This is a genomic window from Pseudomonas frederiksbergensis (genome assembly GCF_017114915.1).
Classification (GTDB): Bacteria; Pseudomonadota; Gammaproteobacteria; order Pseudomonadales; family Pseudomonadaceae; genus Aquipseudomonas; species Aquipseudomonas frederiksbergensis_I.
In genome coordinates this window covers 39,093-57,617 of sequence record NZ_JAAUOE010000023.1, presented here as the reverse complement: position 1 = coordinate 57,617, position 18,525 = coordinate 39,093, and the positions used below count along the sequence as shown (strand labels likewise).

The following is an 18,525-nucleotide window of genomic DNA, read 5'->3' as shown; positions in this document are numbered from 1 at the left end:
TCAAAGGGTCGCTGCCACCCTCATGGGTCCGGCCCTGGAAATAACAATAAAACTCTTGAGGAGTACTCGCTGTGGAAAGCCGCAAATCCGAAGCCTCGACGCTGGAACTCTCGCCGCCATTACGCAATGGCTGGCTGGAGCGCATCTTCAAACTCAGCTTGCATGGCACCACGGTGAAGACCGAGCTGATCGCCGGTCTGACAACCTTCATCACCATGGCCTACATCATCTTCGTCAACCCCAACATCATGGCTGACGCCGGGATCGATCACGGTGCCGCGTTCGTGGCCACCTGCATCGCCGCCGCACTGGGCTGCCTGTTGATGGGCCTGTACGCCAACTGGCCGGTGGGCCTGGCGCCGGGCATGGGTCTGAACGCGTTCTTCACCTACACCGTGGTCGGCACCATGGGCTACAACTGGGAAACCGCCCTCGGTGCGGTATTCGTTTCCGGTGTGTTGTTCATGATCCTGACCTTCTCCCGGATTCGCGAATGGCTGCTCAATAGCATTCCGGTGAGCCTTCGCTTTGCCATGGGCGCTGGTGTGGGCCTGTTTTTGGGGCTGATCGGCCTGAAAACCGCGGGCATCGTCGTCGATAGCCCGGCCACCCTGATCAAGCTCGGCTCCCTGCGCGAGCCCGGCCCGCTGCTGGCGGCCATCTGCTTCCTGATGATCGCCGTGCTCAGCTACCACAAAGTCTTTGGCGCGATCCTCATCAGCATCATCACCGTGACCCTGGCCGGTTGGGGTCTGGGCCTGGTGCACTATGAGGGCATCATGTCTGCCCCGCCGAGCCTGGCGCCGACCTGGATGGCCATGAACGTCGCCGGCGTGTTCAACGTCAGCATGATCAGCGTGGTACTGGCCTTCCTCTTCGTGCACATGTTCGACACCGCCGGCACCTTGATGGGCGTCGCCCAGCGCGCCAACCTGGTGAACGCTGACGGCCGGATCGAAAACCTGTCCCGCGCCATGAAAGCCGACAGTGCTTCCAGCGTATTTGGTGCGGTGGTCGGTGTCCCTCCAGTAACAAGCTATGTGGAAAGTGCCGCTGGCGTAGCGGCGGGTGGTCGGACTGGTCTTACCGCCGTGACCGTAGGTGTGCTATTTATTGCCGCGATGTTTTTCGCACCGCTGGCTGGCATGATCCCCGCTTATGCAACCGCTGGTGCGCTGATTTATGTAGCGATGCTGATGATGGGCGGCATGGCGCACATCGAATGGGACGAAGCGACCGACAGCATTCCGGCGATCGTTACCGCGATCATGATGCCGCTGACCTTCTCGGTCGCCGACGGCATCGCGCTGGGCTTCATCACCTACGTGGCGCTGAAGGCCGGCACTGGCAAGTACAAGGAAATTTCCGTCAGCCTGTGGGTGCTCTGCGCGATCTTCATCGCCAAGTTCATCTTCTTGTAAGCGTCACGCGGTACGCGTTTCAAACCAGCCTCACCCCGTCGGGTGAGGCTTTTGTGCATAGGGAGGAAAGTGATGAGTCTGGAAACCTGGCTGCTGTTCAGCGGCGCTGCGCTGGTGGTGATCCTGATACCGGGGCCACTGTCGTTGCTGATGATCAGCAACAGCCTGAATTACGGTTTGCGCCGTTCTTACCCGGCGTTTCTGGGGGGCGTGTTTGCCTCGATCTGCCTGCTCAGTGCTTCGGCGCTTGGCTTGGGTGCATTGCTGCTGGCGTCGGAACAGCTGTTCAGCGCGCTGAAAATCGTTGGCGCGCTGTACCTGTTCTACCTCGCCTGGCAGAGCTGGCAGCAATCGCGCCAGCCATCCCAGAACGCCGAAGTGCCCCAGGCTGCACCGCTGCCGCACTTTCGTGCACTGTTCGGGCGCGCGTTCATGCTCGGCGCCAGCAATCCGAAAGACATTTTGTTCTTTGCCGCGTTCCTGCCGCAGTTTTTGAGTGCAGAACAACCGTTCCTGCCGCAGTTGCTGGTGATGATTGCCACCTGGACCGTGCTGGATCTGCTGTGCAAATTGGCTTATGGGCTGGGGGCTCATGGCGCGGCGCGGTATCTGCGCAGTGGCAAGGGGCAGAGCTGGTTTAACCGGGTCAGTGCCGGCTTGTTTGGCGGTGCGGGTACAGCCTCTTTACTGAGCAGCCACTGACACTTTCAACGGGGTCTTCAACATCAGCGGATTTACCCTCGCAGGATCGCCTGCGATCCTGCGAGGGCCTTGTTCCAAATTGAACAACGAACAACAAAAGGGTATCACTCAGCAACATTTAGCTTCACAGCATAGATATATGTACCGCACGTCGAAGCGTTGATTCACAGAGCATCCGGTACCGCCTATCCAGATTGCGCCCGATGGATACCGGAAAAATGAATCGACTCTGCGAGTACATATAACCAATGAGCCCCAAACGACCGACACGACCGAATGCTGCACCTTCTTCACACGAAACAACCTCCAATGTTCGCGATACAACGCTACCGACATTTCCGAGGCTTCCCTTGGCCATGGAAGGTCGTGGCGTCGATCTGACACATACGGAGCCATCCCCACAATTTGCTCCAGCACCCGAATCCCAGCCTCCGACGATTGAGATCGTCGACCTCCCGATCGATACGCACATTCGCCATATCCCCACGGAGCTACCGCTAAGCAATTATTTTCTCCCGCCGAGACTGGTCGCCAGGTTGCCGGAACCCGATGCGCAATCCGGTATCAGACCAGCCGGATCGATGCGTTTGTATGTTGATCTTGTGGACGGAGGAACGGTTCTCATAGGCAACGATGCGCAGAATCAATACAGAGCCAGGTTATCGAACGAACTCAGGCCATCCGGCCCCCGACTTGAGCAAGTGACAGGAACACTCAAGTGGCGGCCGATTCTGTCGGGCAGTGTCATGGAAGGAGGCACCTCGGAACTGATCATCACGCGCCGACGCTTGCCGGAGGAAGAACAGCAGGCCGTACTGGCCAAACGCGGTCGGGCGGCAGATGAAGAGACGCCGCAGATTGATGCAGACGAAGGTACATCCGCTGGCACGAACCGAACAGCCTCCGAATCCAGAGCTCCGCAGGTTCCAGCGATTGATCTTCTACTTGACCCCTGGAAAACCTGGGGAGTTGCACGCGAACACACTTCACCCGATAACATCACCATAGAGGGTATCCACTACAAGCTCGTCCCGCGCGGCACGGCACCGAATGAGCCGATCGTCTACATCAAGAACCCTACCCATATGATCTATGACTACGCGTCGTTGGACCGGATTCTCAAAACAGACTTCTTGCAACAGCCCCGTGGCGTGATTCGCGTTCCTCCCGCCCTTCATTGGGAAGTCGATCCGAATCTCCCTTTTCAAAGACCGCTGACGGAATACGTAGCCTCCCACTTTCCGGAGCTGACAGATGCCTCACGGTTCAATGTCGCAAAAAAACAATTCATTCTCGCCAACGGCTCTGACATGGCCACAGGAACAGGACTGACTTTACTCAGGCAAACGTTCAATGACTGGAAAACCGGAAACAGCACGCCTCGACCAGAACTGGCTGACCCACTGCTCATGCTTCAGACACTGCCGACATCCGCAGCAGCAGGGAAGACTCGAACATTAGTTCTGCCTGTACCCAACACTGAAGGCTCCATGCAGCGACTGGATTTCGACCCGCAGCGATTTCAGCCAGAGTGGCGGTATTTCATATCCACCCAGTCGGCGACAGACCTCAAGCTTTTCATGGCAAACCTCTTGACCCGCAACGGCTACACCGTCTTCGAACCCAGTCCTTTGAACGCTTATCCGACGCTGGTGTTTCGACGCACAGGACATGATTTGCTGTTCGTCCTGAGCTTGTATCGCATCAGAGGCCGCAAGATTCATCAGCCATTGGATCTCGATCCGGGCCGTTCCCATGCCCGGTTGACCGACCATGTTGGAAAGCAAGCCATGCAAGCGGTTCAAGCCGCACACGCGGCAAATAAAGTCGTCTGGCTCAAGGGCGGGTCTCAGATAGCGATCGCTTACCCGGACACGGTCTTCATTATCAGAGACGATCAGCCGAAACTGTGAGTACCCAAGACGAGGCGTAATTGCAAAAAAAAAGCCCGCAGTGTGAGCGGGCAAAAGACCAAAGAAGCTATATGCGCAGTCGCTTCCAGGAAAAGGCAGCTGCTTGGGGGATCAGCTGCCTCGATACGTGGAATAGCTGTAAGGCGAAATCAGCAACGGCACATGGTAGTGATCCTGTTCGGCACAGATGCCGAACCGCAGCACCACCACGTCGAGGAACGCAGGCTCAGGCAGCTGAACGCCCCGGGCGCGGTAATAATCGCCCGCATGAAATTGAAGCTGATAGACCCCGGTACGGTAGTCATCGCCTTGCAGCAGTGGCGCATCGACCCGACCGTCGCTGTTGGTGAGCACCGTGGCGACCAGTTCCAGCTGCGAGCCTTCGACGCGGTACAGCTCGACCTTGATCGAACTGCCCGGGCAACCGTGTGCAGCGTCCAAAACGTGTGTAGTCAAACGTCCCATTGATTCTGCGCGCCTGCCTGCCTGGAGCAGTCAGACCTCGCGCCTCCCGAAGTCAGTTGAAAAGGAGACCGCACCGTTCCGGAGCACGAAAAGTTGCGGCAAGCGACTGATTAAGACATTTTTCAAAAAAATTGTACACAATAAAAACGACATTTTTACCGCCACCAATGCCATCCGGGGGTTGTCAGCGAATTTCACACCAAACCATAAAATCATTGGACCTTCTATCCATTAGCTGACCAGTCAGGCAGGTTTCTTGCAGTACCCTCCAATGAGGGCCGTCGGTGAAAAATGCAAAAAATCAGGCTTACAAAGTGAATATAAAGTTGTATACAATCACTCCATCGCTGTGACGCCAGCCTGCCCTCTCATCGCCAGGCCGCCACACACACCCTGACTTTGACCAAGTCGACACGAACAAGAAGGAAGACTGCAGTGAGCGCTGACTACCCACGCGACCTGATCGGTTACGGCAGTAACCCTCCTCACCCACACTGGCCGGGCAATGCCCGCATCGCCCTGTCCTTCGTGCTCAACTACGAGGAAGGTGGCGAGCGCAACATCCTGCACGGCGATAAAGAATCCGAAGCCTTCCTCTCGGAAATGGTCTCGGCGCAGCCGCTGCAAGGCGAGCGCAACATGAGCATGGAATCCCTTTACGAGTATGGCAGCCGTGCCGGTGTCTGGCGGATTCTGAAACTGTTCAAGGCATTCGACATCCCGCTGACTATCTTCGCCGTGGCCATGGCCGCCCAGCGTCACCCGGACGTGATCCGCGCGATGGTCGAGGCCGGCCACGAAATCTGCAGCCACGGCTATCGCTGGATCGACTACCAGTACATGGACGAAGCCCAGGAACGCGAGCACATGCTCGAAGCGATCCGCATCCTCACCGAAATCACCGGCGAGCGTCCGCTGGGCTGGTACACCGGCCGCACCGGGCCGAACACCCGTCGGCTGGTGATGGAAGAAGGCGGTTTCCTCTACGACTGCGACACCTACGACGACGACCTGCCCTACTGGGAACCGAACAACCCGACCGGCAAACCGCACCTGGTGATCCCGTACACCCTGGACACCAACGACATGCGCTTCACCCAGGTCCAAGGCTTCAACAAGGGCGACGACTTTTTCGAGTACCTGAAAGACGCCTTCGATGTGCTGTACGCCGAAGGCGCCGAAGCACCGAAGATGTTGTCGATCGGCCTGCACTGCCGCCTGATCGGCCGTCCGGCGCGTCTGGCCTCGCTCAAACGCTTTATCGAATACGCTAAAAGTCATGAACAGGTGTGGTTCAGCCGCCGCGTCGACATCGCTCGCCACTGGCACGAAACCCACCCGTTCCGAGGGGCCGCGAAATGAGCACCTTTCAAACCATCAAACCGTCGAGCCTGAGCCGCGATGCGTTCGTCGCCGCTTTCGCCGACATCTACGAACATTCGCCATGGGTGGCCGAGAAGGCCTTCGACCTGGGCCAGGACGCTTCGATCGACCAGATCGAAACCCTGCACCAGCGCATGAGCGACATCCTGTTGAGCGCCGATCATGAAAGCCAACTGGCCCTGATCAACGCGCACCCGGACCTGGCCGGCAAAGCTGCCGTCCAGGGCCAACTGACCGAAGCCAGCACCCATGAACAGGCCGGCGCCGGTATCCACCAATGCACGGCAGAAGAGTTCCAGCGCTTCACCGAGCTGAACGACGCCTACAAGGCCAAGTTCAAGTTTCCCTTCATCATGGCGGTAAAAGGCAGCAACCGGCATCAGATCCTCGCGGCGTTCGAAACGCGCATTCACAACCCGGTCGACACCGAATTCAAGTGCGCGCTGGCGGAGATCAACAAGATCGCCCTGTTCCGATTACTGACCCTATAGCAAGCTCGGCCCGACGTTGACGAACGCAAAAAACGCCCCGGGCCCTGCAAGTATCCCAAGCCACTTTATTAAAGGCAGACAAGAAGAATGAAAGCTTACGCCGTACCTTTCGAGAAGTTCGTCAACCTGGCCGACGCCCGCCTGGGCACCAAGATCATCTCGGTCACCGATGACTGGTTCGCAGACGCCAACCGTCTGTTCCAACCGACCCCGGCCGTGTGGAAGGAAGGCGTGTTCGATGACAACGGCAAGTGGATGGACGGCTGGGAGTCGCGCCGCAAGCGTTTCGAAGGCTACGACAGCGCGGTGATCCGCCTGGGTGTGGCGGGTTCGATCAAGGGCGTGGACATCGACACTTCATTCTTCACCGGCAACTACCCGCCATCGGCCTCCCTGGAAGCCTGCTTCCTGGCCTCGGGCGAGCCAGACGAAAACACCCAGTGGACTGAAGTGCTGTCGGCCGTCGAGCTGCAAGGCAACAGCCACCACTACCACGAAATCAATAACGACCAGGCGTTCAGCCACCTGCGCTTCAACATCTACCCGGATGGTGGCGTGGCCCGTCTGCGCGTGTACGGCATTCCGTTCCGCGACTGGTCGGCCGTTGGCGACAACGAACAAGTCGACCTGGCTGCAGCCCTGAACGGCGGTCGCGCCCTCGCCTGCTCCGACGAACACTTCGGCCGCATGAGCAACATCCTCAACCCGGGCCGTGGTATCAACATGGGCGATGGCTGGGAAACCGCCCGTCGTCGCACGCCAGGCAATGACTGGGTGATCGTCGCGCTGGGCCATGCCGGTGAAGTCGAGAAAGTCATCGTCGACACCCTGCACTTCAAGGGCAACTACCCGGACAGCTGCTCGATCCAGGGCGCGTTCGTGAAGGGCGGCACCGACAGCCAGATCGAAACCCAATCGCTGTTCTGGCGCGAACTGCTGCCGAGCCAGAAGCTGGAAATGCACGCCGAACACACCTTCGCCGAGCAGATCAAGGCGCTGGGCCCGATTACCCACATCCGCCTGAACGTGTTCCCGGATGGTGGTGTGAGCCGCCTGCGCGTCTTGGGCAAGGTCGCGAAGTAACACCCGATCGTTCCCACGCTCTGCGTGGGAATGCATACCGTGACGCTCCGCGTCACAGTGGACGCGGAGCGTCCATGGCGACGTTCCCACGCAGAGCGTGGGAACGATCAAATTCAAAAGATTAAGAAGACCAGCATGCGCACATTGACGATTGAACCGCTGACCAAAGAAGCCTTCGCCCCTTTCGGTGACGTGATCGAAACCGACGGCAGCGATCACTTCATGATCAACAACGGTTCGACCATGCGCTTTCACAAACTGGCGACGGTGGAAACCGCCACGCCAGAGGACAAGGCGATCATCAGCATCTTCCGCGCCGACGCGCAGGACATGCCGCTGACCATCCGCATGCTGGAGCGCCATCCGCTGGGCAGTCAGGCGTTCATTCCTCTGCTCGGCAACCCCTTTCTGATCGTGGTCGCGCCACTTGGCGATGCACCTGTATCAGGCTTGGTCCGCGCCTTCGTCACCAACGGCAGGCAGGGCATTAATTACCATCGCGGCGTCTGGCACCACCCGGTGCTGACGATCGAAAAGCGGGATGACTTCCTGGTGGTTGATCGCAGTGGCACAGGCAATAACTGCGATGAGCATTTTTTCCAAGAGGATGAGTGTTTGATCCTCGCCCCCCACCAATAAGAGAAGCGTCCGATCACTCGACGACAGAGTGACGGGCGAGAGGTAAAGACTGTGGAAGCACATCTGTTGGAATGGCTGAACCTGAGCGTGCGCTGGGTTCACATGATCACTGGCGTGGCCTGGATCGGCGCGTCGTTCTATTTCGTCTGGCTGGAAAACAACCTCAACCGGGTCAACCCGAAAAACGGGCTGGCGGGCGATTTGTGGGCGATCCATGGCGGCGGTATCTACCACCTGGAAAAATACAAACTGGCTCCACCGACCATGCCGGACAACCTGCACTGGTTCAAATGGGAAGCCTATTTCACCTGGTTGTCGGGGGTCGCGCTGCTGTGCGTGGTGTTCTACTCCAACCCGACGCTGTACCTGCTGGCCCCGGGCAGCACCCTGAGCGGCCCTGAAGGCGTGGCCCTTGGTCTGGGCTCGTTGTTCATCGGCTGGTTCATCTACTCATTCCTTTGCGACTCGGCCCTGGGCAAACGCCCTGCCCTGCTAGGCGCAATCCTGTTCGTGCTGATCATCGGCGCCGCCTACGGCTTCAGCAAAGTGTTCAGCGGTCGTGGTGCGTACCTGCACGTCGGCGCGATCATCGGCACCATCATGGTCGGCAACGTGTTCCGCATCATCATGCCGGCCCAGCGCGCACTGGTGGCAGCGATTGCCGAGAACCGCACCCCCGATCCGGCGCTGCCGGCCAAAGGCCTGTTGCGTTCGCGGCACAACAACTACTTCACCTTGCCGGTGCTGTTCATCATGATCAGCAACCACTTCCCGAGCACCTACGGCAGCCAGTACAACTGGCTGATCCTGGCCGGGATCGCGGTGCTGGCGGTGTTGGTGCGTCACTACTTCAACACCCGTCACGACAGCCACAAGTTTGCCTGGACCTTGCCCGTTGCGGCGGTCGGCATGATTTGCCTGGCGTACGTGACCGGTCCGGCGCCGATGCCCAGCGCGCCTGAAGTGGCCAAGGCCCCTGGGGTCATCGAGTACCAGCCGCTGCCGGAAACCGCCCTGGGTGGTGGTGCCAAACCTGCCGTCGAGAAGCCTGTTCAAGCACCGGCACAAGCCTCCAACGCCGGGCCTGCCTTCGACAAGGTGCATTCCGTGATCCAGGAGCGTTGCACGGTCTGCCATTCGGCCAAACCGACCAGTCCGCTGTTCAGCGCCGCGCCAGCTGGGGTGATGTTCGATACGCCAGAGCAGATCCGCCAAAACGCCGCTCGCATTCAGGCTCAAGCCGTCACCAGCCAGATCATGCCCCTGGGCAACATCACCCAGATGACCCAGCAGGAACGTGACCTGATCGGTGCGTGGATTGTTCAGGGAGCGTCGACCCATTAATCGTTGAAAAGCTTCGCTGGCAAGCCAGCTCCTGTAGGAGCGAGGCTCGCCGGCGAACGGCCACAACGCGGCCTGCCTGATACAAAAATCACAAGAATAAAAAAGATCCGAGGTGTTGCATGTCCGAGCTATCCGAAGCGCGCATCCCCGACGCACCCGCCATTCAACGTTTACCCCTTGTGCAACTGATCCTGGTCGGTCTGCAACACGTGCTGCTGATGTACGGCGGCGCCATTGCTGTGCCGCTGATCATCGGGCAGGCCGCGGGCCTGAGCCGTGAAGAAATCGCCTTTCTGATCAATGCCGACCTGCTGGTGGCCGGCATCGCCACCATCGTCCAGTCGCTGGGCATCGGCCCGATGGGCATTCGCATGCCGGTGATGATGGGTGCCAGTTTCGCCGCGGTCGGCAGCATGGTGGCCATGGCCGGGATGCCTGGCATCGGCCTGCAAGGGATCTTCGGCGCGACCATTGCCGCCGGTTTCTTCGGCATGCTCATCGCGCCCTTCATGTCCAAAGTCGTGCGCTTCTTCCCGCCGCTGGTGACCGGCACGGTCATCACCTCGATCGGTTTATCGCTGTTCCCCGTGGCCGTGAACTGGGCCGGTGGCGGCGCTGGCGCGGCTCAGTTCGGTTCGCCTGTTTACCTGGCCATCGCCGCACTGGTGCTGGCCACCATTCTGCTGGTCCATCGCTTCATGCACGGTTTCTGGGTCAACATTTCGGTGCTGATCGGCATGGGCCTGGGTTACGTGATTTGCGGTGTGATCGGCATGGTCGACCTCAGCGGCATGGACCAGGCACCGTGGCTGCAAATTGTCACCCCGTTGCATTTCGGCATGCCCAAATTCGAACTCGCACCAATTCTGTCCATGTGCCTGGTGGTGGTGATCATCTTCGTCGAGTCCACCGGGATGTTCCTGGCGCTGGGCAAAATCACTGGCCAGGACGTCACGCCACGGATGCTGCGGCGCGGCTTGCTGTGCGATGCCGGTGCTTCGTTTTTCGCCGGTTTCTTCAACACCTTCACCCACTCCTCATTCGCCCAGAACATCGGCCTGGTGCAGATGACCGGCGTGCGTTGCCGTTCGGTGACCATCGTTGCCGGCGGTTTGCTGATCATGCTGAGCCTGTTGCCGAAAGCCGCGTTCCTGGTGGCGTCAATTCCACCGGCGGTACTGGGTGGCGCGGCGATTGCGATGTTCGGCATGGTCGCCGCCACGGGAATCAAGATTCTTCAGGAAGCCGACATCGGTGACCGGCGCAACCAATTGCTGGTGGCGGTGAGTATCGGCATGGGGCTGATCCCGGTGGTGCGTCCGGAGTTCTTCGCCCACCTGCCGATGTGGATGAGCCCGATCACCCACAGCGGCATCGCCATGGCCACATTGAGCGCCCTGGCGTTGAACCTGTTGTTCAACATTCTTGGCGGTCACGAACGCGCAGCCGTCAACGACTGCCACGCCCACCCGCACTGACCCAGTAAAAACACAAAACCCTGTGGGAGCAAGCCAGCTCCCACAGGGGCGGCTGCCTGCGCCTCAAACAATAAAAACAAGAGGGAGCAACAGATGATTCGTACCCCGACAAGCCTGTCGTTCAGCGACGCCGGGCTGACCGCCCATAACCGTGCCCCACACCTATCGCCGGTGCTCTGTTGCGGGGCACTTGAGACCTGGCCAAGGAGTCAGTATTCTCCGCGCCCGCCCGAATTCGCTCTAAAAAAAAGCGCGGATTTAATTCCTGACCAGAAAGCCAATTTATCCCGGCTCTGGACAGTACCAAGGCCCCCCGGAATGACGCTCGATCGACTGTTTTCGAACAGCCGAACGGGCGTTTTTTGGCTTTTTGAAAGCCTTGGCTCAGCTCTTGCTAACAGCACTAAAGCTGACCGGATGGATGATTTTTACAGCAGCAGAAAAGGCGCCACACCAGAGCGCTGACCTTAGAAAAATAACGTGGAACCACCTACTTTTTGGGAGCAACCGAATGAAACGTACGTGCACCAGCCTGATGCTCGCGGGATCCTTGCTGGCCGGGGGCCAAGCTATGGCCGGCGACTTGCTGCAATGGCAGAACAACAGCCTGACCTACCTCTATGGCAAGGACTTCCAGGTCAACCCGCGCATTCAGCAAACCGTCACCTTCGAGCACGCCGATGCCTGGAAGTACGGGGACAATTTCTTCTTCCTCGACAAGATCTTCTACAACGGCGAAAAAGACTTTAACGCCGGCCCGAATACTTACTACGGGGAGTTCCAGCCACGGATTTCACTGGGCAAGGTACTCGACCAGAAGATCGAATTCGGCCCGATCAAAGACGTATTGCTGGCCATGACGTACGAGTTCGGTGAGGGCGATACCGAGTCCTACCTGATCGGTCCGGGCTTCGACCTGGCGATTCCTGGCTTCGACTACTTCCAGCTGAACTTCTACCAGCGTCACACCGAAGGCAGCCGTCCGGGTGACAACGTCTGGCAGATTACCCCGGTCTGGTCCTACACCATTCCCGTGGGCGATTCGAACATCCTGATCGATGGTTTCATGGACTGGGTGGTCGACAACGACCAGAACAGCAAAGGCACCTACCACGCCAACCTGCACTTCAACCCGCAGATCAAATATGACCTGGGTAAAGCGTTGAGCATTGGCGAGAAGCAATTGTATGTGGGTGTCGAGTACGACTACTGGTCCGACAAGTACGGGATCAAGGACAGCCAGTACTTCAAGACCGATCAGAGCAACACGAGCTTCCTGGTGAAGTTCCACTTCTGATTTAAAGTCAAAAGATCGCAGGCTTCGCCAGCGCCTACGGACGTGCGCATCCGGGGTAGGAGCTGCCGCAGGCTGCGATCTTTTGCTTTATGACAACCCCAGAAACCGGCACAGCTCATCCCGCTTGGCCAACGCATCGCGCCGCCCCAGATCGATCAATTCGCCGCAATACCCTGCCTCAAACAGCAGATAACTCAGCACCCCCGCCCCGCTGGTCTTGGTCGCTCCCGGGCCGCGTAAAAACAGGCGCAAGGCTGCCGGCAGTTCCTGGCGATGCCGCGCCGCAATCTCATCGATCGGCTGACTCGGCGAAATCACCAGCACCTCCACCGGCGCCGCCCCCAATGCACGACTCGAGATGCCATCGGGCAGCAGATGGCTGAACTGGTTCAGACGCTGCAACAACTCGATGTCACTTTCCAGGCTGTCAATGAACGTACTGTTGAGCATGTGCCCACCGATTTGCGCCAGGGTCGGCTGCTGACCGGTATAGGCCCGTTGCAGCGGCTGTTGCGGATCGACCCCGCGCGGGTTGCCACTGACGCCCACCACCAGCACGCGGCTGGCGCCCAGGTGCAGGGCCGGGCTGATCGGTGCCGACTGACGCACGGCGCCATCGCCAAAATATTCTTCGCCGATTTTTACCGGCGCGAACAGCAACGGAATCGCCGAACTGGCAAGCAGATGCTCGACGCTCAATTGGGTCGGCACGCCGATTCGCCGATGGCGCAACCAGGACTCGATAGTGCCGCCGCCCTGATAAAACGTGACGGCCTGACCGGACTCATAGCCGAACGCCGTAACGGCTACGGCCTGCAATTGCTTTTGCGCAATCGCTTCGGCAATCCCGGGCATGTGCAGTTTGTGATTGAGCAAACGGCGCAGTGGCGAGCTGTTGAGCAGGGCCACTGGCACCGGCGCGCCAATGCCCATCAGGTTGTGACTGACAAAACGGGTGGCCTGATGAATCACCCCCGGCCAGTCGCTACGCAACACCAGATGGCTGCGAAAACCTTGCCAGAAGGCTGTCAGACGCTCGATCGCGCCACGAAAATCCATCGCCCCACTGGCCAGGCTGACCGCGTTGATCGCGCCGGCCGAGGTGCCGACGATCACCGGAAACGGATTCGCCGCCCCCACCGGCAGCAACTCGGCAATCGCCGCCAGCACGCCCACCTGATAGGCCGCCCGAGCCCCACCACCGGAAAGAATCAACCCTGTAACCGGTTCAGCAGAACGCATCGCAACACTCCATGGTGCTTAAAGGGACCGGTGACTCAACCGCGCTTGGCGTACAGTTTCGGCTCGCCCGGTGGACGGCTCTTGAAGCGGCGATGCGCCCAGAGGTATTGCTGCGGACATTCGCGCAACGCACTTTCGACCCACTGGTTGATCCGAATGCAGTCAGCTTCTTCCGTCTCGCCGGGAAAGCCCTCGAGCGGCGCATGAATCACCAGCCGATAACCGCTGCCGTCAGCCAGGCGCTGCTGGGTGAACGGCACCACCAGCGCCTTGCCCAGCCGGGCGAACTTGCTGGTGGCGGTGACGGTCGCCGCCTGAATCCCGAACAGCGGCACGAAGATACTTTGCTTGGCGCCGTAGTCCTGATCCGGTGCGTACCAGATCGCTCGCCCCGCCCGCAGCAGTTTGAGCATGCCGCGCACGTCGTCGCGCTCCACCGCCAGCGAGTCGAGGTTGTGCCGCTCGCGGCCACGACGCTGGATGTAGTCGAACAGTGGATTCTTGTGTTCGCGGTACATGCCATCGATGGTGTGCTGCTGACCGAGCAATGCCGCACCGATCTCCAGCGTGGTGAAGTGCACGGCCATCAGAATCACGCCCTTGCCCTGCGCCTGGGCCTGCTTCAAGTGCTCAAGGCCTTCGACATGGGCCAGTTTCGCCAGACGCTTGCGCGACCACCACCAGCTCATGGCCATCTCGAAGAAGGCGATGCCAGTGGATGCGAAGTTTTCCTTGAGCAGGCGCTTGCGCTCGGCAGCGGACTTTTCAGGGAAACACAGCTCAAGATTGCGCTTGGCAATGCGCCGTCGGTCGCCAGCCACCCGGTACATCAATGCACCCAAGGCGCGACCGATCGCCAGCAACGCCGGATACGGCAACTGCACAATCAGCCACAACAGCCCCAGGCCACACCACAGCGGCCAGAAACGCGGAGAAAGAAATGCTGTTCGAAAACGCGGGCGTTCCATTAAAGGTTCCGAAAAGACAATGGCCGCGCATTCTACATCGTTCGACCCGGCTTGCGGCCTGCGGGCGTTCTCGTTATAAGTCTCGGCACTTTTAGTGACAAGCCGTTGTATGCCGACCATGAGCCAAACCGAACCGCTAGACCAAGATCCCGTGTTCCAGTTGAAGGGCAGCATGCTCGCCATTACGGTGCTGGAACTGGCCCGTAACGACCTTGAGAACCTTGATCGGCAACTGGCCGCCAAAGTCGCCCAGGCGCCTAACTTCTTCAGCAACGCGCCGCTGGTACTGGCACTGGACAAACTCCCGGCCAGCGAAGGCTCGGTCGATCTGCCGGGGTTGATGCGCATTTGCCGCCAGCATGGCCTACGCACCCTGGCGATCCGCGCCAGCCGCATCGAAGACATCGCTGCCGCCATCGCGGTCGACCTGCCGGTGCTGCCGCCGTCCGGCGCGCGGGAGCGTCCGCTCGACCCGCTCGAAGGCGTTGTAGCGAAAAAACCGGAAAAACCACCGGAGCCGACCCTCAAACCGACGAAAATCATCACCTCGCCAGTACGTGGTGGCCAGCAGATTTATGCCCAGGGTAGCGATCTGGTGGTGATTTCATCGGTCAGCCCGGGGGCGGAACTTCTCGCCGACGGGAACATCCATGTATACGGCCCGATGCGCGGTCGTGTCCTGGCCGGCGTCAAAGGTGACACGAAAGCCAGGATTTTCTGTCAGCAAATGACCGCTGAACTGGTCTCCATCGCCGGCCACTACAAGGTTTCCGAGGATCTGCGACGCGATCCATTGTGGGGCGCGGGCGTACAAGTCAGCCTGTCGGGTGACGTGTTGAACATCATTCGGCTTTAACGGATACTGCCGCATTTTCCAAGCATCTCTAAAACATAGCGAAAACGGCTCAAACGAAGTAGGAAAAAGGCTAAAAGCAGTGTTTACCGGGGGTAAGTACCGCTCAGAACCGGATTCCAGCCAAGGCTGTCCGACTGCAGTAGTTTTTCAAGAGATGTTTTTCAGGGGCTAAACGTCCTTTTTCCTTAGGGGTAAAACACCTTGGCCAAGATTCTCGTGGTTACATCCGGCAAGGGTGGTGTGGGTAAGACCACCACCAGCGCCGCTATCGGTACCGGCCTCGCTCTGCGTGGCCACAAAACAGTGATCGTCGACTTCGACGTCGGTTTGCGTAACCTCGACCTGATCATGGGTTGCGAGCGCCGCGTGGTGTATGACTTCGTCAACGTGGTGAACGGCGAAGCCAACCTGCAACAGGCCCTGATCAAAGACAAGCGTCTGGAAAACCTCTACGTCCTGGCCGCCAGTCAGACTCGCGATAAAGACGCGCTGACCCAGGAAGGCGTCGAAAAGGTCCTGATGCAGTTGAAAGAAGACTTCGAATTCGTGGTCTGCGACTCCCCGGCCGGTATCGAGAAAGGCGCTCACCTGGCCATGTACTTCGCCGACGAAGCCATCGTGGTGACCAACCCGGAAGTCTCCTCCGTCCGTGACTCGGACCGCATGCTGGGCCTGCTGGCCAGCAAGTCCCGTCGCGCCGAAAACGGCGAAGACCCGATCAAGGAACACCTGTTGCTGACCCGCTACAACCCTACGCGCGTCGTCAACGGCGAAATGCTCGGCGTCGAAGACGTCAAGGAAATCCTCGCGGTGACCCTGCTAGGCGTGATCCCGGAATCGCAAGCCGTACTCAAGGCCTCCAACCAGGGCGTGCCGGTGATTCTCGACGACCAGAGCGACGCCGGTCAGGCGTACAGCGATGCCGTCGATCGTCTGCTGGGCAAAACCGTGGACCATCGTTTCCTCGATGTCGAGAAGAAGGGATTCTTCGAGCGACTTTTTGGAGGTAGGTAATGAACCTTTTTGACTTCTTTCGTGCCAACAAAAAGCCCAGTACCGCCTCGGTAGCGAAAGAGCGTCTACAGATCATCGTGGCGCATGAACGCGGCCAGCGCAGTACGCCGGACTACCTGCCAGCCTTACAGAAGGAGCTGGTGGAGGTGATCCGCAAGTACGTCAATATCGGGTCCGATGACGTGCACGTCGCTCTGGAAAACCAGGGCAGCTGCTCGATTCTGGAACTCAATATCACCCTGCCAGATCGCTGAGTCGATCCGGCGGGAGCCACGGCGGCTCAGGCTCTGCAGCAATCCCGTGGGAGCGAGCTTGCTCGCGAAAGCATCACCTCGGTTTATGGGATAGACCGAGTTGTCTGCTTCGCGAGCAAGCTCGCTCCTACAGGGGGCGGGAGCCTGAGTCGCCGTTGGCGTTTGTTACGAGGCTGTTTTAATGCCGTTGTCCAACATCCGCATCATCCATCAGGACGCCGCCGTACTGGTGGTGGACAAACCGACCCTGTTGCTCTCCGTCCCTGGCCGGGCCGACGACAACAAGGACTGCCTGATTACGCGCCTGCAAGAAAACGGCTACCCGGAAGCACGAATTGTCCATCGGCTGGACTGGGAAACCTCCGGCATCATTCTACTGGCCCGTGACCCGGACACTCATCGCGAGCTGTCTCGGCAATTTCACGACCGCGAAACCGAAAAGGCCTACACCGCCCTGTGCTGGGGACAACCGGAACTGGACAGTGGCAGCATCGACCTGCCGCTGCGCTACGATCCGCCGACCAAACCACGGCATGTGGTGGACCATGAATTCGGCAAGCACGCCCTGACCTTCTGGCGTGTGTTGGAGCGTTGTGGCGACTGGTGCCGCATCGAGCTGACACCGATCACCGGCCGCTCTCACCAGTTGCGCGTGCACATGCTCTCCATCGGCCACCCGCTGTTGGGTGACGGGCTTTACGCCCACCCGCAAGCTCTGGCCGCCTGGCCACGCCTATGCCTGCACGCAAGTATGCTGAGCTTTACCCACCCTCAGACCGGCGACCGCTTGCGCTTCGAGTGCCCGGCACCGTTTTAACGAGGACTGAACAGGATGAGTAGTACTGACTCCTTGGTAACGCCCGTCAAGAAAACCCGAAATCAACTGCTTTATCTGGTCTACGGCAATCAGGACGTTTATCGGCGGGAAGCCAAATTCAGCATTCTGACTGCGCTTTCCCATGTAAAGAACGGCGAGTTTCCGTGCATCAGGATCCTCACCGATCGCCCGCAGGACTACGCTGGCTGGCCAGTTGAGACCGTACTCCTGAGCCAGGAAACGTTGACCCTGTGGCAGGGCGTAAACGGCTATCACCATCGCCGCAAAGCCTGCGCCATTGCCGCCGGCCTCGCGCTTGCGGAAAAAACCCTGTTCGTCGATACCGACACGCTGTTCACCAGCGACCCGAATCGAATCTTCAAACAGATCGAGCCCGGGCGTTACCTGATGGATCGCTTCGAGTACCACTGGAGGGACGTCTATGAGCGCCCCGACTACCTGAAGCTCGGCGAATGCCTGCGCACGCATGGCATCACGGCCGATAACGGTTTCAAGCTGTACAACAGCGGACTCTGCGGCGTGACCGACCGCGACGCGCCCCTGTTCGAAGCGTCGATCCAGCTGATCGACGAATGGACCCGCGAGAGTTTCGACATTCACACCATCGAGCAAATCGCCCTGTCGTTCGCGATGCGCGACAAACCGGTGGGTGAAGCGAAAAAATACATCTATCACTACTTCGCGGAAAAACGCTTCTTTCATGCCATGCAGGCGTATTTCTTCTCGCGGCATGGCGAGCAGTTCAGCCGGGATCTGGTGGAACTGTGCCGCGATGTGCCGCGGGTCAAGCCGTTTCCGTCGCCCTGGCAACGACTGAAAATAAAATGGAAGCTGCGCGACCAGAGCGGCGCGTTGAAAAAGGTCGGTCGCGATCTGCTTTACGGCAGCGCGGCGCCCGATCACCCGTACTACACGGTATGCCGACACGAATGGTGGGAATGCGCCTCACGGGAGATTCTTCGCTGGAACCATACCCGTCAGAAACAACTTCTGGGCACCGATCAAAATGGCTGGCCCAAACAATTGCCCAAGCCAGAAAAGCCTGAAGATGAGCTGATCATCATGACGTACCTGAGAAAACGGGTAGCCGCGGCTCGCTGATGTCACCTGCAAACACCAGGCCCAAAGCCCCCGGCC

At 59.2% G+C, this 18,525-nt stretch carries 19 protein-coding genes; 16 read left to right on the top strand and 3 right to left on the bottom strand.

Annotation, left to right across the window (positions count from 1 at the left end; genetic code table 11):
• Positions 1-71: 71 nt before the first annotated feature.
• From HCU66_RS17180 to HCU66_RS17170, 3 genes are all read left to right on the top strand, one after another.
• A complete protein-coding gene (locus tag HCU66_RS17180; RefSeq protein WP_205889601.1) occupies positions 72-1,421 on the top strand; it encodes an NCS2 family permease in 1,350 nt (449 codons plus the stop codon).
• Positions 1,422-1,493: 72 nt separating this feature from the next.
• Complete coding sequence (locus tag HCU66_RS17175; protein WP_205889600.1) at positions 1,494-2,123, top strand: LysE family translocator; 630 nt, start codon at positions 1,494-1,496, stop codon at positions 2,121-2,123.
• Positions 2,124-2,479: 356 nt separating this feature from the next.
• On the top strand, positions 2,480-4,036 hold the full coding sequence (locus tag HCU66_RS17170; RefSeq protein WP_205889599.1) for a hypothetical protein: 1,557 nt from the start codon (positions 2,480-2,482) through the stop codon (positions 4,034-4,036).
• A 111-nt stretch (positions 4,037-4,147) separates the two neighbouring features.
• Here HCU66_RS17170 and uraH read toward each other — a convergent pair whose 3' ends face one another.
• Positions 4,148-4,501 (bottom strand): hydroxyisourate hydrolase, encoded by a 354-nt coding sequence (gene uraH / locus HCU66_RS17165; protein WP_205889598.1) that lies wholly within the window; start codon positions 4,499-4,501, stop codon positions 4,148-4,150.
• A gap of 435 nt (positions 4,502-4,936) precedes the next feature.
• Here uraH and puuE point away from each other — a divergent pair, with 435 nt between their 5' ends.
• The 8 genes from puuE to HCU66_RS17125 all read left to right on the top strand — a co-directional run bounded on the left by puuE (position 4,937) and on the right by HCU66_RS17125 (position 12,216).
• On the top strand, positions 4,937-5,863 hold the full coding sequence (gene puuE, locus HCU66_RS17160) for an allantoinase PuuE (RefSeq protein ID WP_205889597.1): 927 nt from the start codon (positions 4,937-4,939) through the stop codon (positions 5,861-5,863).
• The gene (gene uraD / locus HCU66_RS17155; protein ID WP_205889596.1) at positions 5,860-6,375 is read left to right on the top strand and encodes a 2-oxo-4-hydroxy-4-carboxy-5-ureidoimidazoline decarboxylase; all 516 of its coding nucleotides are present in this window, start codon (positions 5,860-5,862) and stop codon (positions 6,373-6,375) included. The genes puuE and uraD overlap by 4 nt, the downstream gene beginning before the upstream one ends.
• A gap of 87 nt (positions 6,376-6,462) precedes the next feature.
• The gene (gene alc / locus HCU66_RS17150; RefSeq protein ID WP_205889595.1) at positions 6,463-7,458 is read left to right on the top strand and encodes an allantoicase; all 996 of its coding nucleotides are present in this window, start codon (positions 6,463-6,465) and stop codon (positions 7,456-7,458) included.
• Between the two features lie 135 nt (positions 7,459-7,593).
• Positions 7,594-8,097: an ureidoglycolate lyase gene (locus tag HCU66_RS17145; RefSeq protein WP_205889594.1), complete on the top strand. Its 504-nt coding sequence runs from the start codon at positions 7,594-7,596 to the stop codon at positions 8,095-8,097.
• 51 nt (positions 8,098-8,148) lie between these two features.
• Positions 8,149-9,441 carry a urate hydroxylase PuuD gene (locus tag HCU66_RS17140; protein ID WP_205889593.1) on the top strand — a complete coding sequence of 431 codons (1,293 nt, stop codon included), beginning with the start codon at positions 8,149-8,151 and terminating at the stop codon, positions 9,439-9,441.
• A 119-nt stretch (positions 9,442-9,560) separates the two neighbouring features.
• Positions 9,561-10,919, top strand: coding sequence for a nucleobase:cation symporter-2 family protein (locus HCU66_RS17135; protein ID WP_205889592.1), 1,359 nt, complete (start codon positions 9,561-9,563; stop codon positions 10,917-10,919).
• A 93-nt stretch (positions 10,920-11,012) separates the two neighbouring features.
• On the top strand, positions 11,013-11,384 hold the full coding sequence (locus HCU66_RS17130; protein WP_205889591.1) for a hypothetical protein: 372 nt from the start codon (positions 11,013-11,015) through the stop codon (positions 11,382-11,384).
• A 46-nt stretch (positions 11,385-11,430) separates the two neighbouring features.
• On the top strand, positions 11,431-12,216 hold the full coding sequence (locus tag HCU66_RS17125) for an outer membrane protein OmpK (protein WP_205889590.1): 786 nt from the start codon (positions 11,431-11,433) through the stop codon (positions 12,214-12,216).
• 87 nt (positions 12,217-12,303) lie between these two features.
• Here HCU66_RS17125 and HCU66_RS17120 read toward each other — a convergent pair whose 3' ends face one another.
• Positions 12,304-13,458 carry a patatin-like phospholipase family protein gene (locus HCU66_RS17120; RefSeq protein WP_205889589.1) on the bottom strand — a complete coding sequence of 385 codons (1,155 nt, stop codon included), beginning with the start codon at positions 13,456-13,458 and terminating at the stop codon, positions 12,304-12,306.
• Between the two features lie 35 nt (positions 13,459-13,493).
• A complete protein-coding gene (locus HCU66_RS17115; protein ID WP_205889588.1) occupies positions 13,494-14,426 on the bottom strand; it encodes a lipid A biosynthesis lauroyl acyltransferase in 933 nt (310 codons plus the stop codon).
• A 118-nt stretch (positions 14,427-14,544) separates the two neighbouring features.
• Here HCU66_RS17115 and minC point away from each other — a divergent pair, with 118 nt between their 5' ends.
• The 5 genes from minC (at position 14,545) to HCU66_RS17090 (ending at position 18,489) form a co-directional block, all read left to right on the top strand.
• Complete coding sequence (gene minC / locus HCU66_RS17110) at positions 14,545-15,282, top strand: septum site-determining protein MinC (protein WP_205889587.1); 738 nt, start codon at positions 14,545-14,547, stop codon at positions 15,280-15,282.
• 201 nt (positions 15,283-15,483) lie between these two features.
• Positions 15,484-16,296, top strand: a complete 813-nt coding sequence (gene minD / locus HCU66_RS17105; protein WP_007940844.1) for a septum site-determining protein MinD — start codon at positions 15,484-15,486, stop codon at positions 16,294-16,296.
• Positions 16,296-16,550, top strand: coding sequence for a cell division topological specificity factor MinE (gene minE, locus HCU66_RS17100; RefSeq protein WP_007940845.1), 255 nt, complete (start codon positions 16,296-16,298; stop codon positions 16,548-16,550). The genes minD and minE overlap by 1 nt, the downstream gene beginning before the upstream one ends.
• A 181-nt stretch (positions 16,551-16,731) precedes the next feature.
• Positions 16,732-17,367, top strand: coding sequence for an RluA family pseudouridine synthase (locus tag HCU66_RS17095; protein ID WP_205889586.1), 636 nt, complete (start codon positions 16,732-16,734; stop codon positions 17,365-17,367).
• Positions 17,368-17,382: 15 nt separating this feature from the next.
• Positions 17,383-18,489: a hypothetical protein gene (locus HCU66_RS17090; protein ID WP_205889585.1), complete on the top strand. Its 1,107-nt coding sequence runs from the start codon at positions 17,383-17,385 to the stop codon at positions 18,487-18,489.
• Positions 18,490-18,525 lie beyond the last annotated feature (36 nt).